The 19,897-nt window shown below is 73.4% G+C and carries 16 protein-coding genes; 9 read left to right on the plus strand and 7 right to left on the minus strand.

Annotation, left to right across the window (positions count from 1 at the left end):
* Nucleotides 1–54 precede the first annotated feature (54 nt).
* The 3 genes from AC061S_RS10570 to AC061S_RS10580 all read left to right on the plus strand — a co-directional run bounded on the left by AC061S_RS10570 (nt 55) and on the right by AC061S_RS10580 (nt 3,532).
* Nucleotides 55–1,386 carry a glycoside hydrolase family 18 protein gene (locus AC061S_RS10570; protein WP_478685603.1) on the plus strand — a complete coding sequence of 444 codons (1,332 nt, stop codon included), beginning with the start codon at nt 55–57 and terminating at the stop codon, nt 1,384–1,386.
* A gap of 80 nt (nt 1,387–1,466) precedes the next feature.
* A complete protein-coding gene (locus AC061S_RS10575; RefSeq protein WP_478685604.1) occupies nt 1,467–2,648 on the plus strand; it encodes a serpin family protein in 1,182 nt (393 codons plus the stop codon).
* The gene (locus tag AC061S_RS10580; RefSeq protein ID WP_478685605.1) at nt 2,648–3,532 is read left to right on the plus strand and encodes an aldo/keto reductase; all 885 of its coding nucleotides are present in this window, start codon (nt 2,648–2,650) and stop codon (nt 3,530–3,532) included. The genes AC061S_RS10575 and AC061S_RS10580 overlap by 1 nt, the downstream gene beginning before the upstream one ends.
* A gap of 18 nt (nt 3,533–3,550) precedes the next feature.
* Here the strand turns inward: AC061S_RS10580 and manD are convergent, their stop codons facing one another.
* The 4 genes from manD to AC061S_RS10600 form a co-directional block, all read right to left on the minus strand.
* A complete protein-coding gene (manD, locus tag AC061S_RS10585; protein WP_478685606.1) occupies nt 3,551–4,777 on the minus strand; it encodes a D-mannonate dehydratase ManD in 1,227 nt (408 codons plus the stop codon).
* Nucleotides 4,778–4,818: 41 nt separating this feature from the next.
* Nucleotides 4,819–5,913, minus strand: a complete 1,095-nt coding sequence (locus AC061S_RS10590) for an MFS transporter (RefSeq protein ID WP_478685607.1) — start codon at nt 5,911–5,913, stop codon at nt 4,819–4,821.
* A gap of 241 nt (nt 5,914–6,154) precedes the next feature.
* Nucleotides 6,155–7,150: a sugar kinase gene (locus tag AC061S_RS10595; RefSeq protein WP_478685608.1), complete on the minus strand. Its 996-nt coding sequence runs from the start codon at nt 7,148–7,150 to the stop codon at nt 6,155–6,157.
* Nucleotides 7,147–7,791 (minus strand): bifunctional 4-hydroxy-2-oxoglutarate aldolase/2-dehydro-3-deoxy-phosphogluconate aldolase, encoded by a 645-nt coding sequence (locus tag AC061S_RS10600; RefSeq protein WP_478685609.1) that lies wholly within the window; start codon nt 7,789–7,791, stop codon nt 7,147–7,149. Before AC061S_RS10600 ends, AC061S_RS10595 begins: the two co-directional genes overlap by 4 nt.
* An 86-nt stretch (nt 7,792–7,877) precedes the next feature.
* On the opposite strand from AC061S_RS10600, the gene AC061S_RS10605 reads away from it, so the two are divergent.
* Nucleotides 7,878–8,678, plus strand: a complete 801-nt coding sequence (locus AC061S_RS10605) for an IclR family transcriptional regulator (RefSeq protein ID WP_478685610.1) — start codon at nt 7,878–7,880, stop codon at nt 8,676–8,678.
* A gap of 34 nt (nt 8,679–8,712) precedes the next feature.
* Here the strand turns inward: AC061S_RS10605 and AC061S_RS10610 are convergent, their stop codons facing one another.
* A complete protein-coding gene (locus AC061S_RS10610; RefSeq protein WP_478685611.1) occupies nt 8,713–10,872 on the minus strand; it encodes a tetratricopeptide repeat protein in 2,160 nt (719 codons plus the stop codon).
* Nucleotides 10,873–11,045: 173 nt separating this feature from the next.
* Nucleotides 11,046–12,089, minus strand: coding sequence for a S66 family peptidase (locus AC061S_RS10615; RefSeq protein ID WP_478685612.1), 1,044 nt, complete (start codon nt 12,087–12,089; stop codon nt 11,046–11,048).
* 95 nt (nt 12,090–12,184) lie between these two features.
* Here AC061S_RS10615 and AC061S_RS10620 point away from each other — a divergent pair, with 95 nt between their 5' ends.
* The 5 genes from AC061S_RS10620 to AC061S_RS10640 all read left to right on the plus strand — a co-directional run bounded on the left by AC061S_RS10620 (nt 12,185) and on the right by AC061S_RS10640 (nt 18,396).
* Nucleotides 12,185–12,958, plus strand: coding sequence for an alpha/beta fold hydrolase (locus AC061S_RS10620; RefSeq protein WP_478685613.1), 774 nt, complete (start codon nt 12,185–12,187; stop codon nt 12,956–12,958).
* Nucleotides 12,959–13,032: 74 nt separating this feature from the next.
* Nucleotides 13,033–13,536: a helix-turn-helix domain-containing protein gene (locus tag AC061S_RS10625; protein WP_478685614.1), complete on the plus strand. Its 504-nt coding sequence runs from the start codon at nt 13,033–13,035 to the stop codon at nt 13,534–13,536.
* A complete protein-coding gene (locus AC061S_RS10630; protein WP_478685615.1) occupies nt 13,529–13,951 on the plus strand; it encodes a DUF4180 domain-containing protein in 423 nt (140 codons plus the stop codon). The genes AC061S_RS10625 and AC061S_RS10630 overlap by 8 nt, the downstream gene beginning before the upstream one ends.
* Before the next feature lie 76 nt (nt 13,952–14,027).
* Nucleotides 14,028–15,722 (plus strand): sigma-70 family RNA polymerase sigma factor, encoded by a 1,695-nt coding sequence (locus AC061S_RS10635; RefSeq protein WP_478685616.1) that lies wholly within the window; start codon nt 14,028–14,030, stop codon nt 15,720–15,722.
* Between the two features lie 121 nt (nt 15,723–15,843).
* The gene (locus AC061S_RS10640) at nt 15,844–18,396 is read left to right on the plus strand and encodes a helicase associated domain-containing protein (protein ID WP_478685617.1); all 2,553 of its coding nucleotides are present in this window, start codon (nt 15,844–15,846) and stop codon (nt 18,394–18,396) included.
* Between the two features lie 69 nt (nt 18,397–18,465).
* On the opposite strand, the gene gad is transcribed toward AC061S_RS10640, so the two are convergent.
* The gene (gad, locus tag AC061S_RS10645; protein WP_478685618.1) at nt 18,466–19,857 is read right to left on the minus strand and encodes a glutamate decarboxylase; all 1,392 of its coding nucleotides are present in this window, start codon (nt 19,855–19,857) and stop codon (nt 18,466–18,468) included.
* Between the last annotated feature and the right edge of the window lie 40 nt (nt 19,858–19,897).

Consider the following 19,897-nt stretch of genomic DNA (forward strand, 5'->3'; position numbering starts at 1 on the left):
GCATGCACAGCGCACGCGCCCCGGCACCACTCACCGCATCCGCAAAGGAAGCCCATGCGCCGCAGCATGCTCGGCAGGCTGGCCGTCGCCGCCTGCTCCCTCTCCCTGCTGACCGCCTTCGCCCCCGCCCACGACGACGCCGGCCAAGCCGGCTCCGGGCACGGCCGCTCGTACAAGAAGGTCGGCTACTTCACCCAATGGGGCGTCTACGGACGGGACTTCCAGGTCCAGGACCTGGAGAAGAACGGCAGCGCGAGCAAGCTCACGCACATCAACTACGCCTTCGGCAACATCAGCGCGGACGGCAAGTGCTTCACCGGCAACATCCCCGGTGAGGCCGACGCGTGGGCCGACTACGTCCGCCCGCTGGACGCCGAGAACTCGGTGGACGGCGTGGCCGACGACTGGGTTCAGCCGCTCGCCGGCAACTTCAACCAGCTCCGTGAGCTCAAGGCCAAGCACCCGGACCTCAAGGTCCTGATCTCCCTGGGCGGTTGGAGCTGGTCCACGCACTTCTCGGACGCCGCGCTCACCCCGGCCTCGCGCAAGGCCCTCGTGTCCTCCTGCATCGACCTGTACATCAAGGGCAACCTCCCGCAGGACGGCAGCCGCGGCGGCGCGGGTTCGGCCGCCGGCCTCTTCGACGGCATCGACCTCGACTGGGAGTGGCCGGGCTCGTCGGGCGACACCGACACCACCTACCGCCCCGAGGACAAGAAGAACTTCACCGCGCTGGTCAGCGAGTTCCGCACCCAGCTCGACGACTACGCCCGCAGCCAGAAGCGGAAGGCGAAGTACGAGCTGTCCGCCTTCGTCCCGACCGCCCCCGCCAAGATCGACGCGGGCTTCGACGTCCGCCGGATCATGCGCGACCTCGACTTCGTGACCCTCCAGGGCTACGACTTCCACGTCTCCGGCGAGGCGACCACCGCCCAGCAGTCCGCGCTGTACGCGAGGAACGACTTCAGCGTCGACGGCACCGTGGACGCCTGGGAGCGGCGCGGCGCGCCCGCGCACAAGCTCGTGATGGGCATGCCGTTCTACGGGCAGGGCTGGACCGGCGTCAGCGGCGGCGGGGACGGCATGGGGCAGCCCGCGACGGGCCCGGCGCCCGCTGCCTGGGCAAACGGGTACGCGGACTACAAGGAGCTCAAGCAGCTTGCGGCGTCCGGTACTTACAAGCTCCACCGGGACCGGCGCAACAGCAGCGCCTGGCTCTTCGACGGCACCACCCTGTGGACGTACGACGACCCGCAGGTGCTGCGCACCAAGACCCGGTACATCCGCGAGGAGGGCCTCGGCGGCGCGATGTTCTGGTCACTGGACGCGGACACGGCCGACGGTGAGCTGATGACCGCGGTCGACGAGGGCCTGCGCGGCCGCTGACGGCCCCGCCCCCGAACAGCGCCGCCGGGCCGAGGAAAACGACCCGTCCCGGCGGCGCCCCAACCCTTACGCTCCCCCGCATGAAGACGAAGACGGTACGGGCGGTCAACGCACTCACCTCGCGCTGGGCCGGACACGCGGCGGACGGCACGGGCACGGTGTTCACGGCCGCCGGAGTCTGGCCGCTCCTGGCCCTCCTCGCGGACGGCGCCGACGGCCCGGCCCGCACCGAACTCGCCGAGGCCCTCGGCATACCCGCCGACACGGCGTCCGAAGCCGCCCGGGAGTTCCTCGCCGACCTGGACGGCGTACGGGGCCTGCGCGCCGCCACCGGCCTGTGGACCAGTCGGGACCTCCCCCTGGAGGCAGCGTGGTCGGCCCGGCTCCCCGCCGGGACCCGGGCCGCCCTCACCGGAGACGAGGACACCGACCGCAAGGCCCTGGACGCATGGGCCGCCGAGCGGACCGGCGGGCTCGTCGAGGCGATGCCGGTCGAGGTCGGTCCGCACGTCGACCTGGTCCTCGCCTCCGCACTCGCGCTCCACGTGACCTGGGAGAAACCCTTCTCCGAGCGGCGGGTGCGGCCGCCCCACGGCCCGTGGAGCGGGCGTTCCCTGCGCGGGCTGGCCGTCGCCCACGGCTTCCCCGAGCGGATCCGGGTGGCCCGGGGGCCCTCCGGCCCGGTCACCCTGCTCCGCGTACCGGGTGCGCCCGGCGCCCGCGGCGCGGACGTGCACCTGCTGCTCGGAGAGCCCGGGGCCGCCCCGGGGGACGTTTTGACGACCGGGATCGCCGAGGTCACCGGCGCGCTGGCCTCCTCGACCGCGGGGGAGCTCCCCGACGGTCCCGCGGGACCCGGGCTGGCGCTCCACACCGTGGATTCGACCAGCCCCGAACCCGTGGTCCGGATCACCACGGTGGCCTTCGACCTCCGCGCCGAGCACGATCTGCTGGGGCACTCCGAGCTGTTCGGGCTCACGTCCGCGGCCTCCCGCCCCGGCCACTTCCCCGGCATCTCCGCCGTCCCGCTCGCCGTCGTCTCGGCCCGCCAGTCGGCCGTGGCCCGCTTCCACGCGGAGGGGTTCGAGGCCGCGGCGGTCACCGCCGTCGGCATGTTCCGCGGGGCCGCGAGGTCCCGGTCGTACCGGGTCCGGCAGGCCGACTTCGAGGTGGACCGGCCCTTCGGCTTCCTCGCCGTCGACCGGGAGTCCGGACTCGTGCTGTTCGCGGGCTGGGTCACCGACCCCGCTACCCTCACCTGATGACCTCCGACAAGATCACCGCGACCGACTCCGGCACCTGGCTCCTCGGCGACCTCCCCGTCCGCCGCATCGGCTTCGGCGCGATGCGGCTCACGCACCTCGCCGACGGCTCCCCCAGCGACCGCGACCGGGTGACCGGGGTGCTGAGGCGGGCGGTCGAGCTGGGGGTCAACCACATCGACACGGCCGCCTTCTACTTCTCCGCGACCCGCTCCGCCAACGAGCTCATCAACCGGGCCCTCGCCCCGTACGCCGACGAGCTGGTCATCACCACGAAGGTCGGGCCGGGCCGCGACGCCGCCGGCGAGTGGTGGTGGGCCACGCCCGGGCAACTGCGCGGGCAGGTCGAGGAGAACCTGCGCCAACTGGGCCGCGACCACCTGGACGTGGTCAACCTGCGCGTCCCGCGCCAGGCGGAGACCGGTTCGATCGCCGAGCACTTCGGGGCTCTCGCCGACCTGCGAACGGCCGGGCTGATCCGCCACCTGGGCGTGTCCAACGCACGGCCCGACCACCTCGCCGAGGCGCGGGCCATCGCACCCGTGGTCTGCGTGCAGAACGCGTACGGGATCGGCTCGCCGGCCGAGGAGCACGCCTTCCTCGACGCGTGCGGCGAGCAGGGCATCGCCTTCGTCCCCTTCTTCGCCATCGCGGGAGCGGGCAAGGAGGCCGGAGGGGTCACCGAGGAGGGCCCGGCGGTACGCGAACTCGCGCGGGCCCACGGGGTGTCCCCGGCCCAGGTCCGCCTGGCGTGGACCCTGAGCCGGGGCGCCCACGTACTGGCCATCCCGGGCACCGGGAACCCGGAGCACCTGGCCGAGAACGTCGCCGTCGGAGCGCTGCGGCTGTCGGCGGAGGAGACCGCCCTGCTCGCGGCCGCTTAGCCGCGCGCCGGGCGCCCTCTACCAGTCGTGCACCGAACCGTCGGCGAGGGTGTTCACCGGCAGGTACTTGCGCTCGTACGGGAAGCGGGCCGCGGCCTCCTCGTCGAACTCGACGCCGATGCCGGGGGCGTCGCCGGGGTGCATGAGGCCGTCCTCGAAGGTCCAGGAGGTGGTGAACACCTCCTGGTAGGGCGGCAGGTGCTCCATGTACTCCTGCATCCCGAAGTTCTGGACGGAGAGGTCCACGTGCAGCGCGGCGGCGAAGGAGACCGGCGAGAGGTCGCCGGCGCCGTGCGAGCCGGAGCGGATGCCGTACAGCTCGGCGAGCGAGAAGATCTTGCGGAGGTGGCTGATCCCGCCCGCGTGGGAGACCGAGGTGCGGATGTAGTCGATCAGCCGCTCGGTGATCAAGTGCTGGCAGTCCCAGATGGAGTTGAAGATCTCGCCCACGGCCAGCGGGGTGGTGGTGTGCTGCCGGATGAGGCGGAAGGCCTCCTGGTCCTCGGCCGGGGTCGGGTCCTCGATCCAGAACATCCGGAAGGGTTCGAGGGACTTGCCCAGGTGCGCGGCCTCGATCGGGGTCAGCCGGTGGTGGACGTCGTGCAGGAGGTGGAAGTCGTAGCCGAACTCCTCCCGTACGGCGGCCATGTACCGGGGCACCCAGTCCAGGTACTTGCCGGTGTCCCAGCACCCCTGCGAGGGCAGCTCGCCGTCGGCCGGCTCGTAGGTGTTCCCGTCTCCCTTGCGCATGCCGTAGACCTTGGCCACACCGGGCACGGCGGCCTGGGCCCGGACGGCGCGGAAGCCGCGGTCGCGGAACTTGGCGACGTCGTCGAGGAGTTGGGGGATGTCGTTGCCGCTGGCGTGGCCGTAGACGGTGACACCCTCGCGGGCCGCGCCGCCGAGGAGCTGGTAGACGGGGAGCCCGGCGACCTTGCCCTTGATGTCCCACAGGGCCACGTCGACCGCGGCGATGGCGGTCATGCTGACGGGACCGCGCCGCCAGTAGGCGCCCTTGTAGAGGTACTGCCAGATCCGCTCGATCGCCGCCGGGTCCTTGCCGATGAGCAGCGGGCAGACGTGGTCCTCCAGGTAGGAGGCGACGGACAGTTCGCGGCCGTTGAGGGTGGCGTCGCCGATGCCGGTGACCCCGTCGGAGGTGGTGATCTTGAGGGTGACGTAGGTGCGGCCGGGGCTGCTGACGATGACCTTGGCTTCGACGATGGTGCTCGTGGTGGTGCTCATGGTGGGGTGCTTCCTCGCTTCTTCGAGAGGGGGCGGACGGGTCAGGACGAGGGGACCGGGAGCGGCTCGACCTTCTTGATCAGCAGGCCGTACGAGAGGGCGCCGACGACGGCGAAGGCTCCGGAGAGGGCCAGGGCGAACATGAAGGACCCGGTGGCCGCGACGATCGCGCCGGTGATGATCGGGCCGACGAAGCCGGCGATGTTGGAGGCGAAGTTCTGGATGCCGGCGAGGGAGGAGACCTGGCCGGGCTCGGGGGCGACGTCGGCCGGCAGCGAGGCCACCGAGGCGCCGGCGAAGGCGAGCGAGGCGCAGCAGACGGAGAGCAGCGCGATCATGCCGGCCGCGTTCTCGACGAAGACGGCGGGGGCGATGGCGGAGGCGCCGGTCATGCCCGCCACCAGGCAGGTCTTACGGGCCCGGTTGACGGACCAGCCGCGCTTGAGGAGGGAGTCGGCCACCGCTCCGCCGCCGAGGCTGCCGCCGATGGCGATGAAGCCGGGGATCATTCCGAAGATGCCGAGCTCGGCGAGGTTGAAGCCGCGGTCCTTGACGAGGAAGGCGGGGAACCAGGTGATGAAGAAGAAGTTGCTGTAGTTGAGGCAGAAGAAGCCGATCATCATGCCCCAGACCGTGCGGTACCGGAACAGTTGGCTCCACTTCACCTTGGAGACGACGGTGGTGCCGTCCTCGTTGACGTCCTCCAGGCGCGCCCCGCCCTTGCGGATGTAGTCGAGCTCGGCCGCCGTGGCCTTCGGGTGGCTCTGCGGGTCGTGGTACGCCTTCCACCACAGCAGGACCCAGCCGATCGCCAGCGCGCCCGCGACGTAGAAGGCCACGCGCCAGCCGGCCCAGGCGATGAGCGCCGTGATGATCGGGAGCGAGATGACCGCGCCGATCCGCGAGCCGGAGTCCCAGATCGCGTTGCCCATGGTGCGCTCGTGCTTGGGGAACCAGCGGGATACCACCTTGGCCGAGGCCGGGTAGGCGCTGGCCTCACCCACACCGAGGCCGAGGCGGGCGAGGACCAGCTCGATCGGACATCCCTCAACTTGCGTATGCCTGCCCGGTTTCAGTCGGGGAGGGACACGCACCCCGATCGCCGAAAGCACGAAACGGTCTGGTACGCTACCCACCTGCTCCGGCAGCGGTCAGGGCTTGGCCGTCACGAGACTCGTTGGAGTTAAGTGAGAAGCCCCCTCGTTCGCGAGGGGGAGGAGTCACGTAGTTGAAGACGAACGCCAGAAGGTACAGGCCCGTCACATTCAACACAGGTTGCTCTCGCAACCTTCAGGATGAGGCGGCGGAGCGCCCGGCGCACCGCCGCCATCCCCCTTCACCGCCGAGGCGGCAGCGGGCCCTTACTGTCCACGATGCTCATGCCGTGGCCTGTCCTGCTCTGAGGAATTCTTCGCGGTGGGCGGCCGCCAGGGCGGCCGTTTCGGTGAAGTCGGGGATGCGTCCGGTGCCGCCGCGGCCGGACACGGAGAGGGAGGCGGCGGCCGTCGCGTACGCCACGGAGTCCGCGAGGCTGTCGCCGAGCGCGAGGCGGGCGGTGGCGGTGCCTGTGAAGCAGTCCCCTGCGCCGGTCGCGTCGACCGGGTCCGGGTTGACCGGGACCGGGAGGTACGCCGCCCCCGTGCCGTCGTCCAGCAGCAGCCGGTCGGCGCCCGCGGTGACCGCGACGGTACGGGCGCCCAGGGCCCGGTAGCGGACGGCGGCCTCGACCGGGTCGTCGGTGTCGACCATGGCCAGCGCGTCGGCGGGGCAGGAGGTCTTCAGCAGGCCGGTCAGCGGGGCGATGCGGGCCAGCAGTGTGCGGGCCTCGCCCCGACTGGTGAGGCGGGGGCGGAAGTTGGGGTCGTAGGAGAGGTGTCCGCCGGCTCCGTGCACGGTCTGGGCGGCGAGCAGTACGGCTTCGCGGCTGCTCGGCGACAGGGCGCCGGCGATGCCGCTGGTGATGAGGGCCTTGGCGCCCGTAAGCAACTCCCGCCAGGACTCCACGTGTTCCACCGAGAGGGTGGAGCCGGCGCTGCCGGTGCGCCAGTAGACGAACTCCCGGTCGCCGTCGGTGTCGGCGCAGAGCAGGTAGGCGCCGTTCGGGCGCGGGGAGCGGCGTACGTGGGAGAGGTCCACGCCGAGTTCGGCGGCGCGGGCCAGCAGCGGGACGCTCAGCTCGTCCTCGCCGACGACGGCGAGGAGGGCGGTTCGGGCTCCGGCGGCGACGGCGGCGGCCGCGGCGTTGAGGGCGTCCCCGGAGAAGGAGACGCGGGCACGGGTGCCGTCGGCGGCGTCCCGCAGGGCGGTCTCGGCGTGGATCTCGACGAGCACCTCGCCGAGGACGAGGACGTCGTACCCCTCGGGCCCGCTCACGGTCGGCGCTCCGTGCCCGCGCAGTCGCCGCAGCAGGGCTGGGCGAGGTCGGCGAAGACGGCGGCCAGCTCGCCCGGGTCGGCGGGCAGGCCGCTGCCTATCCCGACGGCGGCGGCCCCGGCGGCGAGCCAGTCGCGGACCTCGCCTGGCTTGATCCCGCCGGTCGGGATGATCAGGGCGCCGGGGAGGACGGCCTTGAGGGAGCGGAGGAACTGCGGGCCGCCCACGTGGGCGGGGAACACCTTCGCCGCGCCGCCAGACCGGACCGCGGAGGCGATCTCACCGGGGGTGAAGCCGCCTTCGATGAAGACGGCCCCGCGCTCCCGGGCGACCTCGCGGACCTCGGGAGCCGGGTAGGGCGAGATGAGGAAGGCGGCGCCCGCGTCGAGTGCGGTCCGCGCAGCCTCGGCGGTGGTGACGGTGCCGACCCCGATGAGGGCGGGCCGCCCCCGCACGTCGGCGAGCGGCACGGTACGGGCCACCGCCTCGGCCCAGCCGGGGGTGGAGGTGGTGAGTTCGACGGCGCGGCAGCCGGCGGCGAGGAGGGCAGTGGTGTGGCGGACGGCCTCGTCCGCGTCGGCGTTGCGCAGGACCGGCAGCAGTCGCTGCGCGGTGATGGCCGCATACGGGTGACAGGACAAAGGACCCTCCATTTGTTCCACGTACTGGAACTTGGTATCGTGTAACGGAACTTCTGATGCAGACCATACCCATCGATGGAGATCCCTTGTCCACGGACGAAAGGCCCGAGATCGCGGGGGCCGAAAGCACTGCGCGCGGCGGACGGACCTCCGCCGCGGGTACGGCGCTGGAGAAGTCGATGCGGATCCTGGAGGCCGTGGCCGCCCCCGGCGGCCCGCACCGGCTCACCGATGTCGTGGCGGCGGCGGCCGTGCCGAAGTCGAGTACCTTCCGCATCCTGGCCTCGCTGATCGAGCAGGGCTTCGTACGCTCCGAGGGCGAGAGCCGCTACGGCGTCGGCCCCCGGCTGCGCGGACTGTCCGCCCTGGTCAGCGGCGGGGAGCCGGCCAGCATCGAGCAGATCCTGCGGGAACTGCAGGAGGCCACCGGGCAGGCGGTCCACCTCGCCCTGCACAGCGGGGAGACCATCACCTACATCCGGAAGCTGGAGAGCGACCAGCCCTTCCAGACCGCCTCGCGGGTCGGCATGCGGATGCCGCTGCACACGACCGCGATCGGCAAGAGCATCCTGGCCGCGCTGCCCGGGGACGAGGCCCGCGAGCTGGTCGCCACGGCCGGGCTGCCGCGCCGCACGCCCAAGACGCTCACCACGCCTCAGGCCCTGGAGGCGGAGCTGGAGAGGGTGCGGGCCCAGGGGTTCGCCCTGGACGATGAGGAGAACGAGCCCACCATCCGCTGCATCGGCGCCGCGATACTCGACGCCCGGGGCCGCCCGATCGGCGGCGTCAGCATCACCACCGTCACCTTCCTGGTCTCCCGCACCGAGATCGAGGCCTACGCACCCGCTCTGCTGGAGGCCACGAAGGCGCTGGCCCCGCTGCTGTAGGCCGCCGCGCGGAGCCCGCCGGGGTGCGCTCCGGTCATTCGGGGCCGGCGGCGCCCCGTGCGGGGTCGGGCCGGTCGGCGGCCGGGGCTCGGTCCGCGGACCGGGTCAGCAGTTCCCGGGCCGTCCGCAGGTGCCGGTGGCCCGGTTCCAGGATGGACGCGGCCCGGGCCAGGGCTTCGGTCAGCACCGCGGCCGCCTCGGGGGCCCGGTCCTGGGCGAGCAGGGCCCGGGCCCACTCCAGGCGGGAGTAGAACACGTGCGGGTGGTCCTCGCCCAGTACCCGGGTCCGGTCCGCGGTGAGCTGCGCCCAGGCCTCGGCCGCTTCGTCCGTGCGCCCTGCGCGGGCCGCCAGCGCGGCCAGGCTCCCCCGGATGGCGAGCGTGTGCGGGTCGTCGGGCCCGATCCCCTCTGCGGCTTCGGCTTCGGCCAGCAGCAGCCCCAATTCGCTTTCGGCCGCGGCGGGTTCACCAGGCCGGAACCAGATCAGGCTGCGCCGGGTCGCGAGTACCTGCGGATGGGCGGCACCGTGGATGCGCGAGCGGTCGGCCAGCAGCCCCTCCAACTGGCGGGCCGCCGCGCGGGGATCACCGCCTTCCCCGGTGAAGTAGGCCAGTTGATGGCGGGCCGCCAGGGTGTCCGGATGCTCGGGCCCCAGCACCTCCGCGACGTCCGCGAGCAGCTCCGCGAACCGGGCTGCGGCAGCCCGATGGTTCCCGGACTCCCCTACGAAGAAGGCCAGTTGATGCCGGGCCGCCAACGTGTCGGGATGTCGGGGCCCGAGCCGGCCGGCCCGCCTGCGGGCGATCCCGGCGAGATCGGCGGCGGCCCGGCGCGGTTTCCCGGAGTCCCCGACGGCTATGGCCAGCGGCAGTTCGGCGCCGGGGATCCCGCCGCGCGAGGCGAGGCCGAGGGCTTCGACGGCCCGTGCGAGACGGCCGTCCTGGTGTGCGACCAGCCCCATGTCGTAGGCGTCGGCGGGCTCCACCAGGGGCAGCAGTCCGCGCCACAGGTGCTCGGGAACCGGGCCGTTGCCCGGCGCGTTCAACAGGTAGTCGAACGCGGTGAATCCGGCCCCGAAGTTGCCGATGAGCAGCCCGCTCGTGGCGTAGGCGGCGGTGCAGGCCCAGTCCATCGCCTCCGCGAAGGGCTCGGGCTGGAGGCCCCCGCCGCCCCGGGCCGCCAGGTAGGGGGCGTGCAGCTCGCGCAGCCAGGCGCGGCTCACCGGGCGGCGCAGCCCGGCCCGGCGGCAGTCCACCGCCGCCGCGACCACGGCGGCGCCGCGCGGATTGGCGCCCGGGGCCCAGGCGTTCTCCCAGGCCGCCAGGAGCTCCGGACCGGCCGCCAGCACCTCGGCCACCCCGAACCGCTCGCCCGCGCGCAGCGCGGCCCCGATGCGCGGATCGCCCTGGTGGGCGGCGGCCCGGCCGCGCTCCGCCGGGGACCAGTGCCGGGGCAGCCTGATGACGGCCGCCTGGTGGAGCAGGTCGCGCTGGGCCCGCCAGGCGTCCCGGTCGGAGCCGGTGAGCCGGCTCTCCTCGCGGGCGTCGTAGCGCCGGTACTCCTGGACCCGCATCGTCGCGATGACCACCGCCGTGCGCAGGGAGGCCAGTTGGGTGGCGCTGAGGCCGCCGTCGCCGAGGTAGTCCTCGAGGTCGTCCAGCCAGAGCACCGCGCGGCGCCGACGCCCGGCGATCCGTACCGCTTCGGGCAGTGCGGCGCGGGAGAGCGGGCGGACGAAGGCGTGCCGGGGGAAGCGGGTGCGGGCCACCTCGTAGGCGAGCCGGGTCTTGCCCGCCGTGGACTCCCCCACCACGAGGACGAAGCGGCTCCGCTCCAGGGCTGCGCGCAGCCCCGGTTCGGCGTCGCGCCGGATGTACGCGGGCGGGGCGGCGGGGGCTTCGGCCGGTTGGGCTCCGGCCAGTTCGGGGCGGTCCACCTGGCGCAGCAGCGGGATCCGGCCCGCCGCCGTGCGCAGCAGCTCCCCGGCGACCCCGGGCCCGGCGGCCTCCCCTCTAGGGTGTGTCTTTCGGGTCAGGCCGGGCCCGCGGCGTCCGGTGCCGCGGGCTAATCCGACCTGACCCGAAGGACACACCCTGGGCCGCATCCGCTCGGCGGCGAGGCCGGACAGCGTGGTGACGGCCGCGCCGATCCCGGCGGCCCAGGGCCCCGAGGTCCACACCGCCGCCAACGCCACCGCACCTGCTCCGAGCCCTACCGAACCGAGGTATCCGGCCCAGCCCCGCGCCCGGCCGGATCCTCTCAAGAGCAACGCCGACATGCCGCCCCCAACACGTCCCGTGGGAGCCCCATTGTCACCCCGGACCGGGCCGGGGGAACCCCAACGGAGCTACGTGGAGGGGATGTTCGTCAGTACGTCACGAAGAGGCGGCGGGCGGGACCGTCCACCCGGACCCGGCCGCCGACGGGGATCACGAGCTGCGGGTCGGTGTGCCCGAGGTCCACGTCGAGAACGGCCATGGTGTCGGGCGCGTACTCGCCGAGGGCCCGCAGGACCGCCTCGCGCTGCTCGTGGCGGTAGCGCTCCCGCCCCTCGGCGTCGAAGCGCTTCTCGAAGGACCAGCTCTTCGCCCGGCCCATCAGGAGGGCGGGGAACTGCCGCAGCAGTCCGCGCTCCCCCATGCTGCGCAGGATCCAGTAGACGTCCTGGGCGCGCGGCATGTCCTCCGAGGTCTCCAGGAAGAGCACCCCGCCCGCGTACTCCTCGGCGGGCCGCACGGCGCGGTCGGCCATCAGCAGCCAGGAGATGATCTCCAGGTTGCCGCCCCAGCTGTTGCCCTCGACCACCCGGTCGGCGTTGTGCCAGGTCCAGCCCTTGGCCGGCTCCAGATCCGGTTCGGCGTCGAAGGTGCCGGGGTCGTCCCAGGAACCGTTGACGTCCCCGCTGGCCCCGGCGGCGGTCAGCTCGTACTCGCCCGAGGTGAACAGCGCCGCCCGCAGGGACTCGGCCGTCAGCGGGTGCAGCGCGCCGGGCCGTCCGAGCTCGACCATCACCGAGCTCCCGTGATAGCCGACCAGTCCCAGGTCCCTCAGGTGCAGGAGCAGGTTGGTGTTGTCGCTGTAGCCGAAGAACGGCTTGGGGTGGGCGCGCAGGAGCTCGGCGTCGAGGTGCGGGAGCAGTGTGATCTGGTCGTCGCCGCCGATGCTGGCGATGACGGCCTTGATCTCGGGGTCGGCGAAGGCGGCGTGCAGGTCGGCGGCTCGTTCCTGCGGCGTCGCGCCCATCTTCCGGGTGGTCGGGTACTCGACCGGTTCCAGCCCGAACTCCTCCCGGAGCCGGCGCAGGCCCAGCTCGTAGGGGAACGGGAAGAGCTCGGGCAGGCCGGCCGAAGGGGAGAGCACCGCGACGCGGTCTCCGGGGCGGGGCTTGGCGGGGTAGCGAGGATCCGTCATCCGATGATCCTAGGAGCGTGCCCGGCCGCAGTCGAAGCGGTTTCCGGGGCCCCCGCGCCCCTCGGTGGATGCGGCCGCGTGATCGAATCGGGGGTATGACAACCGAGTTGATCCCCCTTGCCGGCGGAGGCCGCCTCTGGGCCGAGAAGGCCGGGGACGGCCCCCCGCTCGTCCTGCTCCACGGCTCGGTCCACGACAGCCGCCTGTGGAGCCGCGTCTTCGCGGCGCTGGCACGGCACCACACCGTGGTTCGTTACGACGCCAGGGGTCATGGACGCTCGACGCCTCCGACCGCGCCGTTCCGCCATGAAGACGACCTGCTGGCGGTCCTGGACCGATTCGCCTTCCAGAGCGCGGGGCTCGTCGGCTTGAGCATGGGAGGCGAGGTCGCGCTCGACTTCACCCTGGAACACCCCGGGCGGGTCCGATCGCTGACGCTGATCGGGGCGTCCGCCAGTGGGCACGAGTGGCCCCGGAGCCCCGAGATGGATGCGTACGGCGCGGCGCACCGCGGATCGTCCGGCGGGCGCATCGCCGAGCTGGAGCTCACGCTCTGGGCGAGCCTGGGCGACCGGGCCCCGGGTTTCGAGGTCATCGAGCCGATGGTGCGGGAGAACGCCGAAGCCGGAGCCGCCGCCGAGAAGGGACACGCACTCGACCCGGCCGAGGACGCTGTCGGCCGGCTGGAGCGGATCGGGGTTCCGACGACGGTCGTCGTCGGCACTCACGACCACCCGGAGATCGGCGTCATCGCCGCACGTCTCGCCGACGGCATTCCGGGCGCACGGCTGGAGGTGGTCGCCGATGCCGATCACTACCTGCCGCTGCGGGCTCCGGAGCGACTTCTCGAACTCCTCCTCGGCTGCTGATCTCACAGCACCGAACCTTCCGCAACCTTCCCTATCAGAATCTATCCTCCCTCTTCAGGGTAGGATTCGGGATTATGAGTGACGAAGGACGCGAGCTGTACTCGGTCGGCGAGGTCGCCGAGCTGCTCGGACTGCACGTGCGCACCGTCCGGAACTATGTGCGCGACGGCCGGCTGAAAGCCGTCAGGATCGGCAAGCAGTACCGGATCAGCCGGGCCGACTTCGAGGCCCTGACCAGCCGCCCCGACCCGGCCGGCGAGGGTCCCTCCGCCGCCGGGGAGGCTCCCCGGCGGCACCTGGAGGTGTCGAGCATCGTGCAGATCGACGCGGTCGGCCCCGACGCGGCGAACCGGCTCGCGAACCTCGTCACGGCGAGCGCGCAGTCCCCGCGGGCCACCTCGGCCCCCCTGCGCGTCCAGACGGTCTACGACAAGGAGCGGGCCCGCATGAAGATCGTGATCCTCGGCGACGCCGCCACCACTGCCGATCTGCTGCACCTGGTCGACGGGGTGCTCGGCCCGGGCAACGGCATGGGGAACGAGCTGGACCACGACGCGGGGGCGGTGCACCGTGGCTGACCTCCTCGTGGCATGCCACGGCGTGCCGGTCCTGGTCTGCGCCGCCGACGGCCCGCCGGTCGCCACCGAGCAGGACGCGCTCGACCAGTTGATCGGCGGCGCCTTCTACCGGACCGACATCGTCGCCGTCCCGGTGGAGCGGCTGGACGCCGGCTTCTTCGACCTGCGCAGCGGGCTGGCCGGGGCGATCATGCAGAAGTTCGTGAACTACCGGGTCCGCCTGGTGGTCGTGGGCGACCTCTCGCACCACCTGGGGGCGAGTTCGGCCCTGCGGGACCTCGTACGGGAATCGAACGAGGGGCGCCACATCTGGTTCCTGCCCGATCTCGACGCCCTGGCCGCCCGCCTCGCCCCGGCCGGGGAAACGGGACCGGGCGCTCCGGATTCCGCATCTCCGGAACCGTTCGGCGGATAAGCGTTATCGGAGTCCCCCTCGACGGTCTCCCAGGTATTGGGCATCATCGAGCGCCGGTACGGACAGGGACTTTTCTATGAGCAGTCAGCACACGGCAGCGCTGGTCGCCGCGGCTCGCGCGGGCGATCCCCGCGCACAGGACGACCTGGTCAGCGCCTATCTGCCGCTGGTCTACAACATCGTCGGGCGGGCCCTGAACGGGTCCGTCGACGTGGACGACGTGGTCCAGGACACGATGCTGCGGGCACTCGACGGGCTGGGCGGCCTGCGCGACGACCACAGCTTCCGGTCCTGGCTGGTCGCGATCGCCATGAACCGGGTACGCGCCCACTGGCAGGCCCGCCGCAGCGCCCCCGGCGAAAGCGGCCTGGAAGCCGCCTGGGAGCTCGCCGATCCGGGCGCCGACTTCGTGGACCTGACCGTCGTACGGCTCCAGCTGGAGGGCCAGCGGCGCGAGACGGCCCGTGCCACGCGCTGGCTGGAGCCCGACGACCGGGCGCTGCTCTCCCTGTGGTGGCTGGAGTGCGCCGGGGAGCTGACGCGCGCGGAGATGGCGCAGGCCCTGGAGCTGTCCCCACAGCACACGGCGGTACGGGTGCAGCGGATGAAGGCGCAGCTGGAGGCGGCCCGGGTGGTGGAGCGGGCGCTGGGGGCCCAGCCGCCCTGCGAGGACCTGCGGGCGGTGGCGGCGAGCTGGGACGGCCTGCCCTCGGCGCTGTGGCGCAAGCGAATAGCCCGGCACGCCCGCGCGTGCCTGCGGTGCGCCGGGCTGTGGAACGGCCTGGTCCCGGCCGAAGGACTGCTGGCAGGGCTGGCGCTGCTGCCGGTCTCGGCGGCGCTGCTCGCGGGCGTACGGGCGGCCACGGAGTCCGGCTTCGCCTCCGCGGGCCTGGCCGCCGGCGCTTCGGCGTACGGCCCGGGCGGGTCCGCCACCCCGGGCACCGGCCCCGACGGCGGCGACGGCGGCGGCAGCGGCGGCAGCGGCAGCGGCAGCGGCAGCGAAGCGCAGTTCGCCTCGGCGGGCGGCCCCGGGGACGGGCGTGCCTCGCTGCGCAAGCAGCGGCGCGTCCGCGGCCGGCGCCGGATGATCGGTGGCGCCGTGCTCGCCGCCTGTGTCGTGGGAGGCGGGCTGACCTACCTCGGCACCCGGCCCGGCACCGCCTCCCCGGAGGCGCCTCCGGCCGCGCTCGTGGCGCCGGGATCGGGGACCGCGCTGCCCCCGGAGCCGGCCTCCCCGACCCCGAGTCCCTCGGCGTCCGCCTCGCCGAGCGCCTCGCCGAGCCCCGGTCCGAGCCCGACCGCGACTCCGGGTCCGACCCCCACGCCCACCCCGAAGCCGAGCCCGAAGTCCACATCGCCGAAGAGCCCGGCTCCCGCCCCGCCGGGCGGCAGCACCGCCTCCCAGGTGGTGGCCCTGGTCAACTCCGAGCGCGCGGCGGCCGGCTGCGGGCCGCTCAAGGAGGACGCGCAGCTCCGTACGGCCGCCCAGGGGCACTCCGACGACATGGCGCGGCGGGACTTCTTCTCGCACACCAACCCGGACGGCGCGGACCCGGGCAAGCGGACCACGGCCGCCGGGTACCGCTGGTCCACCTACGGGGAGAACATCGCGAAGGGACAGCGGACCGCGGCCCAGGTCATGGATTCCTGGATGAAGAGCCAGGGGCACCGCGAGAACATCCTCAACTGCTCCTTCAAGGATATCGGCGTGGGCCTCCACCAGGGCGACGGCGGCCCGTGGTGGACGCAGAACTTCGGCGCCCGGATGTAGGGCCCCGCATTCCTGGCCGGCCCGCTCCGCTCCGCCGCACCCCGTCGGTTCGATCTCCCCGCAATGATTCAAAATGAGGGCAAGATAGGAGCTGGAAGCAAACCGGCAGATCACGGTGGAGGTGGGGCGCATCAGCAGGCAGAAACTCCGTCCGCACCAGCGCGAGGCCGTCGACGCCGCCGTGCGGGCGCTGGAACTGCCCGCCGGGCGCAGGGTCCCACGGACCGGGCTGCGTACGCAGGTGATCATGGCAACGGGCTCCGGCAAGTCGCTGGTCGCCGTGCACACGGCCGAGGAGCTGCGGGCCGGCCGGGTCCTGGTGCTGGTGCCCTCCCTGGACCTCCTCGTGCAGACCGCGGCCGCCTGGCGCGAGGGCGGCCGGACCGGCCGCGCCTTCGCCGTGTGCTCGCTGCGCGGCGAGGACGCGGGGGTGCCCACGACCACCGACCCGGCCGAACTGGCCGACTGGGCGGGCCTGCCCGTCGACCGGGTCACGGTGTACGCCACGTACGCCTCGCTCGGCCTCGGCACCATCGAACGCGCGCACCGCGAGGGGCTGCCCGGCTGGGACCTGATCGTGGTCGACGAGGCGCACCGGACCTCGGGGCGGATCGGCAAGCCCTGGGCGGTGGTGCACGACAACCTCCGGATCCCCTCGATCCGCCGGCTGTACATGACGGCCACGCCCCGGGTCTGGCAGGACGGCGAGGATTCAGGGCCGGCCGAGGGCTCCGGCCGGCCGGAGGGGGCGCGCAGCCGGGGCGACCTGGTGGCCTCCATGGAGGACGATCCGGACGGGCCTTTCGGAGCGCGCTGCTACACCCTCACCCTCTCGGAGGCCGTCGACCGGGGCATCTGCGCGCCCTACCGGGTGGTCTGCGTGGACGTCAGCGATCCGGAGTTCCAGGCGGCCGTGCTGCTCGGGCCGGACGGACGCTCCGACTCCGTGCGCGGAGTACGGCTCGCGGCGCTCCAGGCGGCGCTGGTGACGGCTGCCGTGAAGCAGGGGTTCCGGCGCACGCTCGTCTTCCACCACCTGACCAAGGAGGCCGAGGCCTTCGCGGCCGGGCTGCCGGCGGTGGCCGCCCGGATGCGCGCCACGAGCTGGGCCCCCCGGCCGGTGTACCCCCGTACCGTCTGGGCGGACTGGCTGTGCGGTCAGCACACGGCGGCGCACCGGCGGCGGGTGCTGGGTGCCTTCGCGGACGACCGGGTCGCGGACAAGGCCTTCCTGGGCAGTGTCCGGGTGCTGGGCGAGGGCGTGGACACCAAGGAGTGCGACTCGGTCTTCTGGGCCGACGTACGGGGTTCCATGCCCGACCTGGTCCAGGCCGTCGGCCGGGCGCTGCGCATCCGGCCCGGGGAGGGCAAGGTGGCCTCCCTCGTGGTGCCGGTGCTGCTGGGGCCCGGCGAGTCCCCCGAGACGATGCTGACCTCACGGGCGTACGGTGACCTCGCGCGGCTGCTGGAGGCGCTACGGGCCCACGACACCCGGCTCGTCGAGTCCCTGGCGCAGCCCCAGGCCCCGAGCAGGCGCGGGGCGGGGACCACGGGCGGCGCGGAGTCCGTGGTCGGCCCCGGGCCGCGCCGCGGCGCGGAGTCCCTGCTGAGCTTCTCCACGCCCCGCGACCCGGCGCTGCTGGCGGCCTTCATCCGGCTGCGCGTCCTGTACCCGGAGCGCGAGCACTGGCGGCGCGGGGTGGAGGCCGCCCGGATCTACGCCGGTGCGGCCGGGGACCTCAAGGTGCCGTTCGCGTTCAAGGTGCCCGGGAGCGGCGGAGCCGCGAGGGCCGGCTCCACCCCCGAGAAGACCGCCACGCCCGTCGGAGTCCCCGGGACGGGCGCGGCCGGCGTGGAGGGGTCGGCGGCCGAGGCGAGCTGGCCGCCGGGGCTGGCCCGGTTCCCGCTCGGCCAGTGGATCGCGGACGCCCGGCGCACGTACCGCCGCGGGGCGCTCGGCCGCGAGCGGGTGGCCCAGCTCGACGAACTGGGCATGGTGTGGAGCCACTTCGACGTGGCCTTCGAGGAAGGACTCGCGGCGGCGACCGGCTGGGCCGCCGAACACGGGCACCTGCTGCCGCCCGTGGAGGCCACCTGGCGCGGGGCCCCGGTCGGGGTCTGGGTCAAGAACCAGCGGGCGGCGGCCCGCCGGGAGGGCCCCGGAGCCCTGTCCGGGGAGCGCCGGGAGGCCCTGGAGGCCGTCGACGCGTCCTGGTGCCCTTCCTGGGAGATCTCCTGGCAGCGGGTCTTCCACCTGACCCGGGTCCACCTGGACGCGGGCGGCCGGCTGCCGACGCGCCCCGGGGAGGCCGTGGTCCAGGGCGAGGACCTCGGCGTGTGGCTGCGCGGGCAGCGCACGTCCTGGGAACGGCTGGCCTGGGCCCAGCGCTGGCTGCTGGAGCACGCCCTCGGGGTGACCCCGGCCGACGAGGCGGACCGGCCGAAGCCCCGGGTCGCCCACGCGGACGCCTGGGCCGCGCACCTGGCGGCGGCCCGGCGGTTCCACGAGCGCGAGCGGCACCTGCGGGTGCCCCGTACGCACGTGGAGCGGGTCGGCGACCGGGACCTGCGCCTCGGCTCCTGGATCGCCAACCAGCGCTCCCGCGCCGCGTCCCTCACCCCGGAGCGGACGGCCGCGCTGACGGAGCTGGGGATGCGCTGGTCGGCGTCCTGAGCACCTCGTTCTTCCCTCCCGGGACGGGCCCGCCCGGGCGGGCCCGCCCCGGGAGGCCCTGACGCCGGATCAGTGGTGGAAGCCGGACTGGGGCGGGCCCGCGGGTACGGGCTGCGGGTGCGCGATGAGGTGTTCCACGGCGAGGCGCAGGTCGGAGACGAGCAGCGCGATCTGGTCCCGGGTCACCCCGTGCCGGATCAGGACCCGTTGGATGACCGTGTCGTCGCGCTCGGCGGGCAGCGGGTACGAGGGCACCTGCCAGCCGCGCATCCGGAGCCGGTCGGAGAGGTCGTAGAGGGTGAAGCCCGCGCCCTCCGGATCGGTGAGCCGGTAGGAGACGGCGGGCAGCGCGCCCTGGCCGTCGTAGAGGAGGGTGAAGGGGCCGACGGTCTCGATCTCGCGGGCCAGGTACTGGGCGGTGTCGGCGCAGGCCTGCTGGACCCGGCGGTAGCCGCCCCGGCCCAGGCGCAGGAACAGGTAGTACTGCGCGATGATCTCGCCGCCCGGCCGGGAGAAGTTGAGGGCGAAGGTGGGCATGTCCCCGCCGAGGTAGTCCACGGAGAAGACGAGGTCGGCCGGGAGCAGATCGGCGGTGCGCCAGACGATCCAGCCGACGCCCAGCGGGGCGAGGCCGTACTTGTGCCCGGAGGTGTTGACGGAGGCCACGCGCGGCAGCCGGAAGTCCCAGACCACGTCGGGGTGGAGGAAGGGGGCCACGAAGCCGCCGCTGGCGGCGTCCACGTGGATCGGCACGTCCCAGCCGTGCTCGGCCTGGATCCGGTCGAGTTCGGCGGCGATCTCGGCGACGGGCTCGTAGACGCAGGTGTAGGTGACGCCGAGGATGGCGACGACGCCGATGGTGTTCTCGTCGACGTGGGCGGCGAGCTGCTCGGGGCGCAGGCCGGTGGCTCCGGGCTCCAGGGGGACCTGGCGGAGCTCTACGTCGAAGTACCGGGCGAACTTCTCCCAGCAGACCTGGACCGGCCCGCACACCAGGTTCGGCCTGTCGGTGGGCAGTCCGGCGGCGCGGCGGCGCTCTCGCCAGCGCCACTTGAGGGCGAGGCCGCCCAGCATGGCGGCCTCGCTGGACCCGGTGGTGGAGCAGCCGGTGCCGGTGGTGCCGGCGGGGGCGTTCCACAGATCGGCCAGGATGTTGACGCAGCGGGCTTCGATCTCGGCCGTCTGCGGGTACTCGTCCTTGTCGATCATGTTCTTGTCGAGGCACTCGTTCATCAGCCGGTGGACCCCGTCGTCCGACCAGGTGGTGCAGAAGGTGGCCAGGTTCTGGGCGGCGTTGCCGTCGAGGAGCAGCTCGTTGTGGAGGAGCTGGTAGACCACCTCGGAGGGCGAGTGGTCTTCGGGCATCCGGTACTTGGGGAGGATCTCGCCGCTGAGGGCGGACGCGAACACGTCCGTCTCGGCGTCGCGGGCACGCAGGTCCTTCGTCTCATGGAGAGCCATATCGGGACTATAACGGGACATAACCTGACGGATCATCCTG

The organism is Streptomyces sp. CA189 (genome assembly GCF_056428985.1).

Coding starts and splice junctions, on each gene's coding strand:
- AC061S_RS10635 (WP_478685616.1), top strand. CDS start 14,028: ATGAGCAGTCAGCACACGGCAGCGCTGGTCGCCGCGGCTCGCGCGGGC.
- AC061S_RS10625 (WP_478685614.1), top strand. CDS start 13,033: ATGAGTGACGAAGGACGCGAGCTGTACTCGGTCGGCGAGGTCGCCGAG.
- manD (WP_478685606.1), bottom strand. CDS start 4,777: ATGAGCACCACCACGAGCACCATCGTCGAAGCCAAGGTCATCGTCAGC.
- AC061S_RS10615 (WP_478685612.1), bottom strand. CDS start 12,089: ATGACGGATCCTCGCTACCCCGCCAAGCCCCGCCCCGGAGACCGCGTC.
- AC061S_RS10570 (WP_478685603.1), top strand. CDS start 55: ATGCGCCGCAGCATGCTCGGCAGGCTGGCCGTCGCCGCCTGCTCCCTC.
- AC061S_RS10620 (WP_478685613.1), top strand. CDS start 12,185: ATGACAACCGAGTTGATCCCCCTTGCCGGCGGAGGCCGCCTCTGGGCC.
- AC061S_RS10580 (WP_478685605.1), top strand. CDS start 2,648: ATGACCTCCGACAAGATCACCGCGACCGACTCCGGCACCTGGCTCCTC.
- AC061S_RS10575 (WP_478685604.1), top strand. CDS start 1,467: ATGAAGACGAAGACGGTACGGGCGGTCAACGCACTCACCTCGCGCTGG.
- gad (WP_478685618.1), bottom strand. CDS start 19,857: ATGGCTCTCCATGAGACGAAGGACCTGCGTGCCCGCGACGCCGAGACG.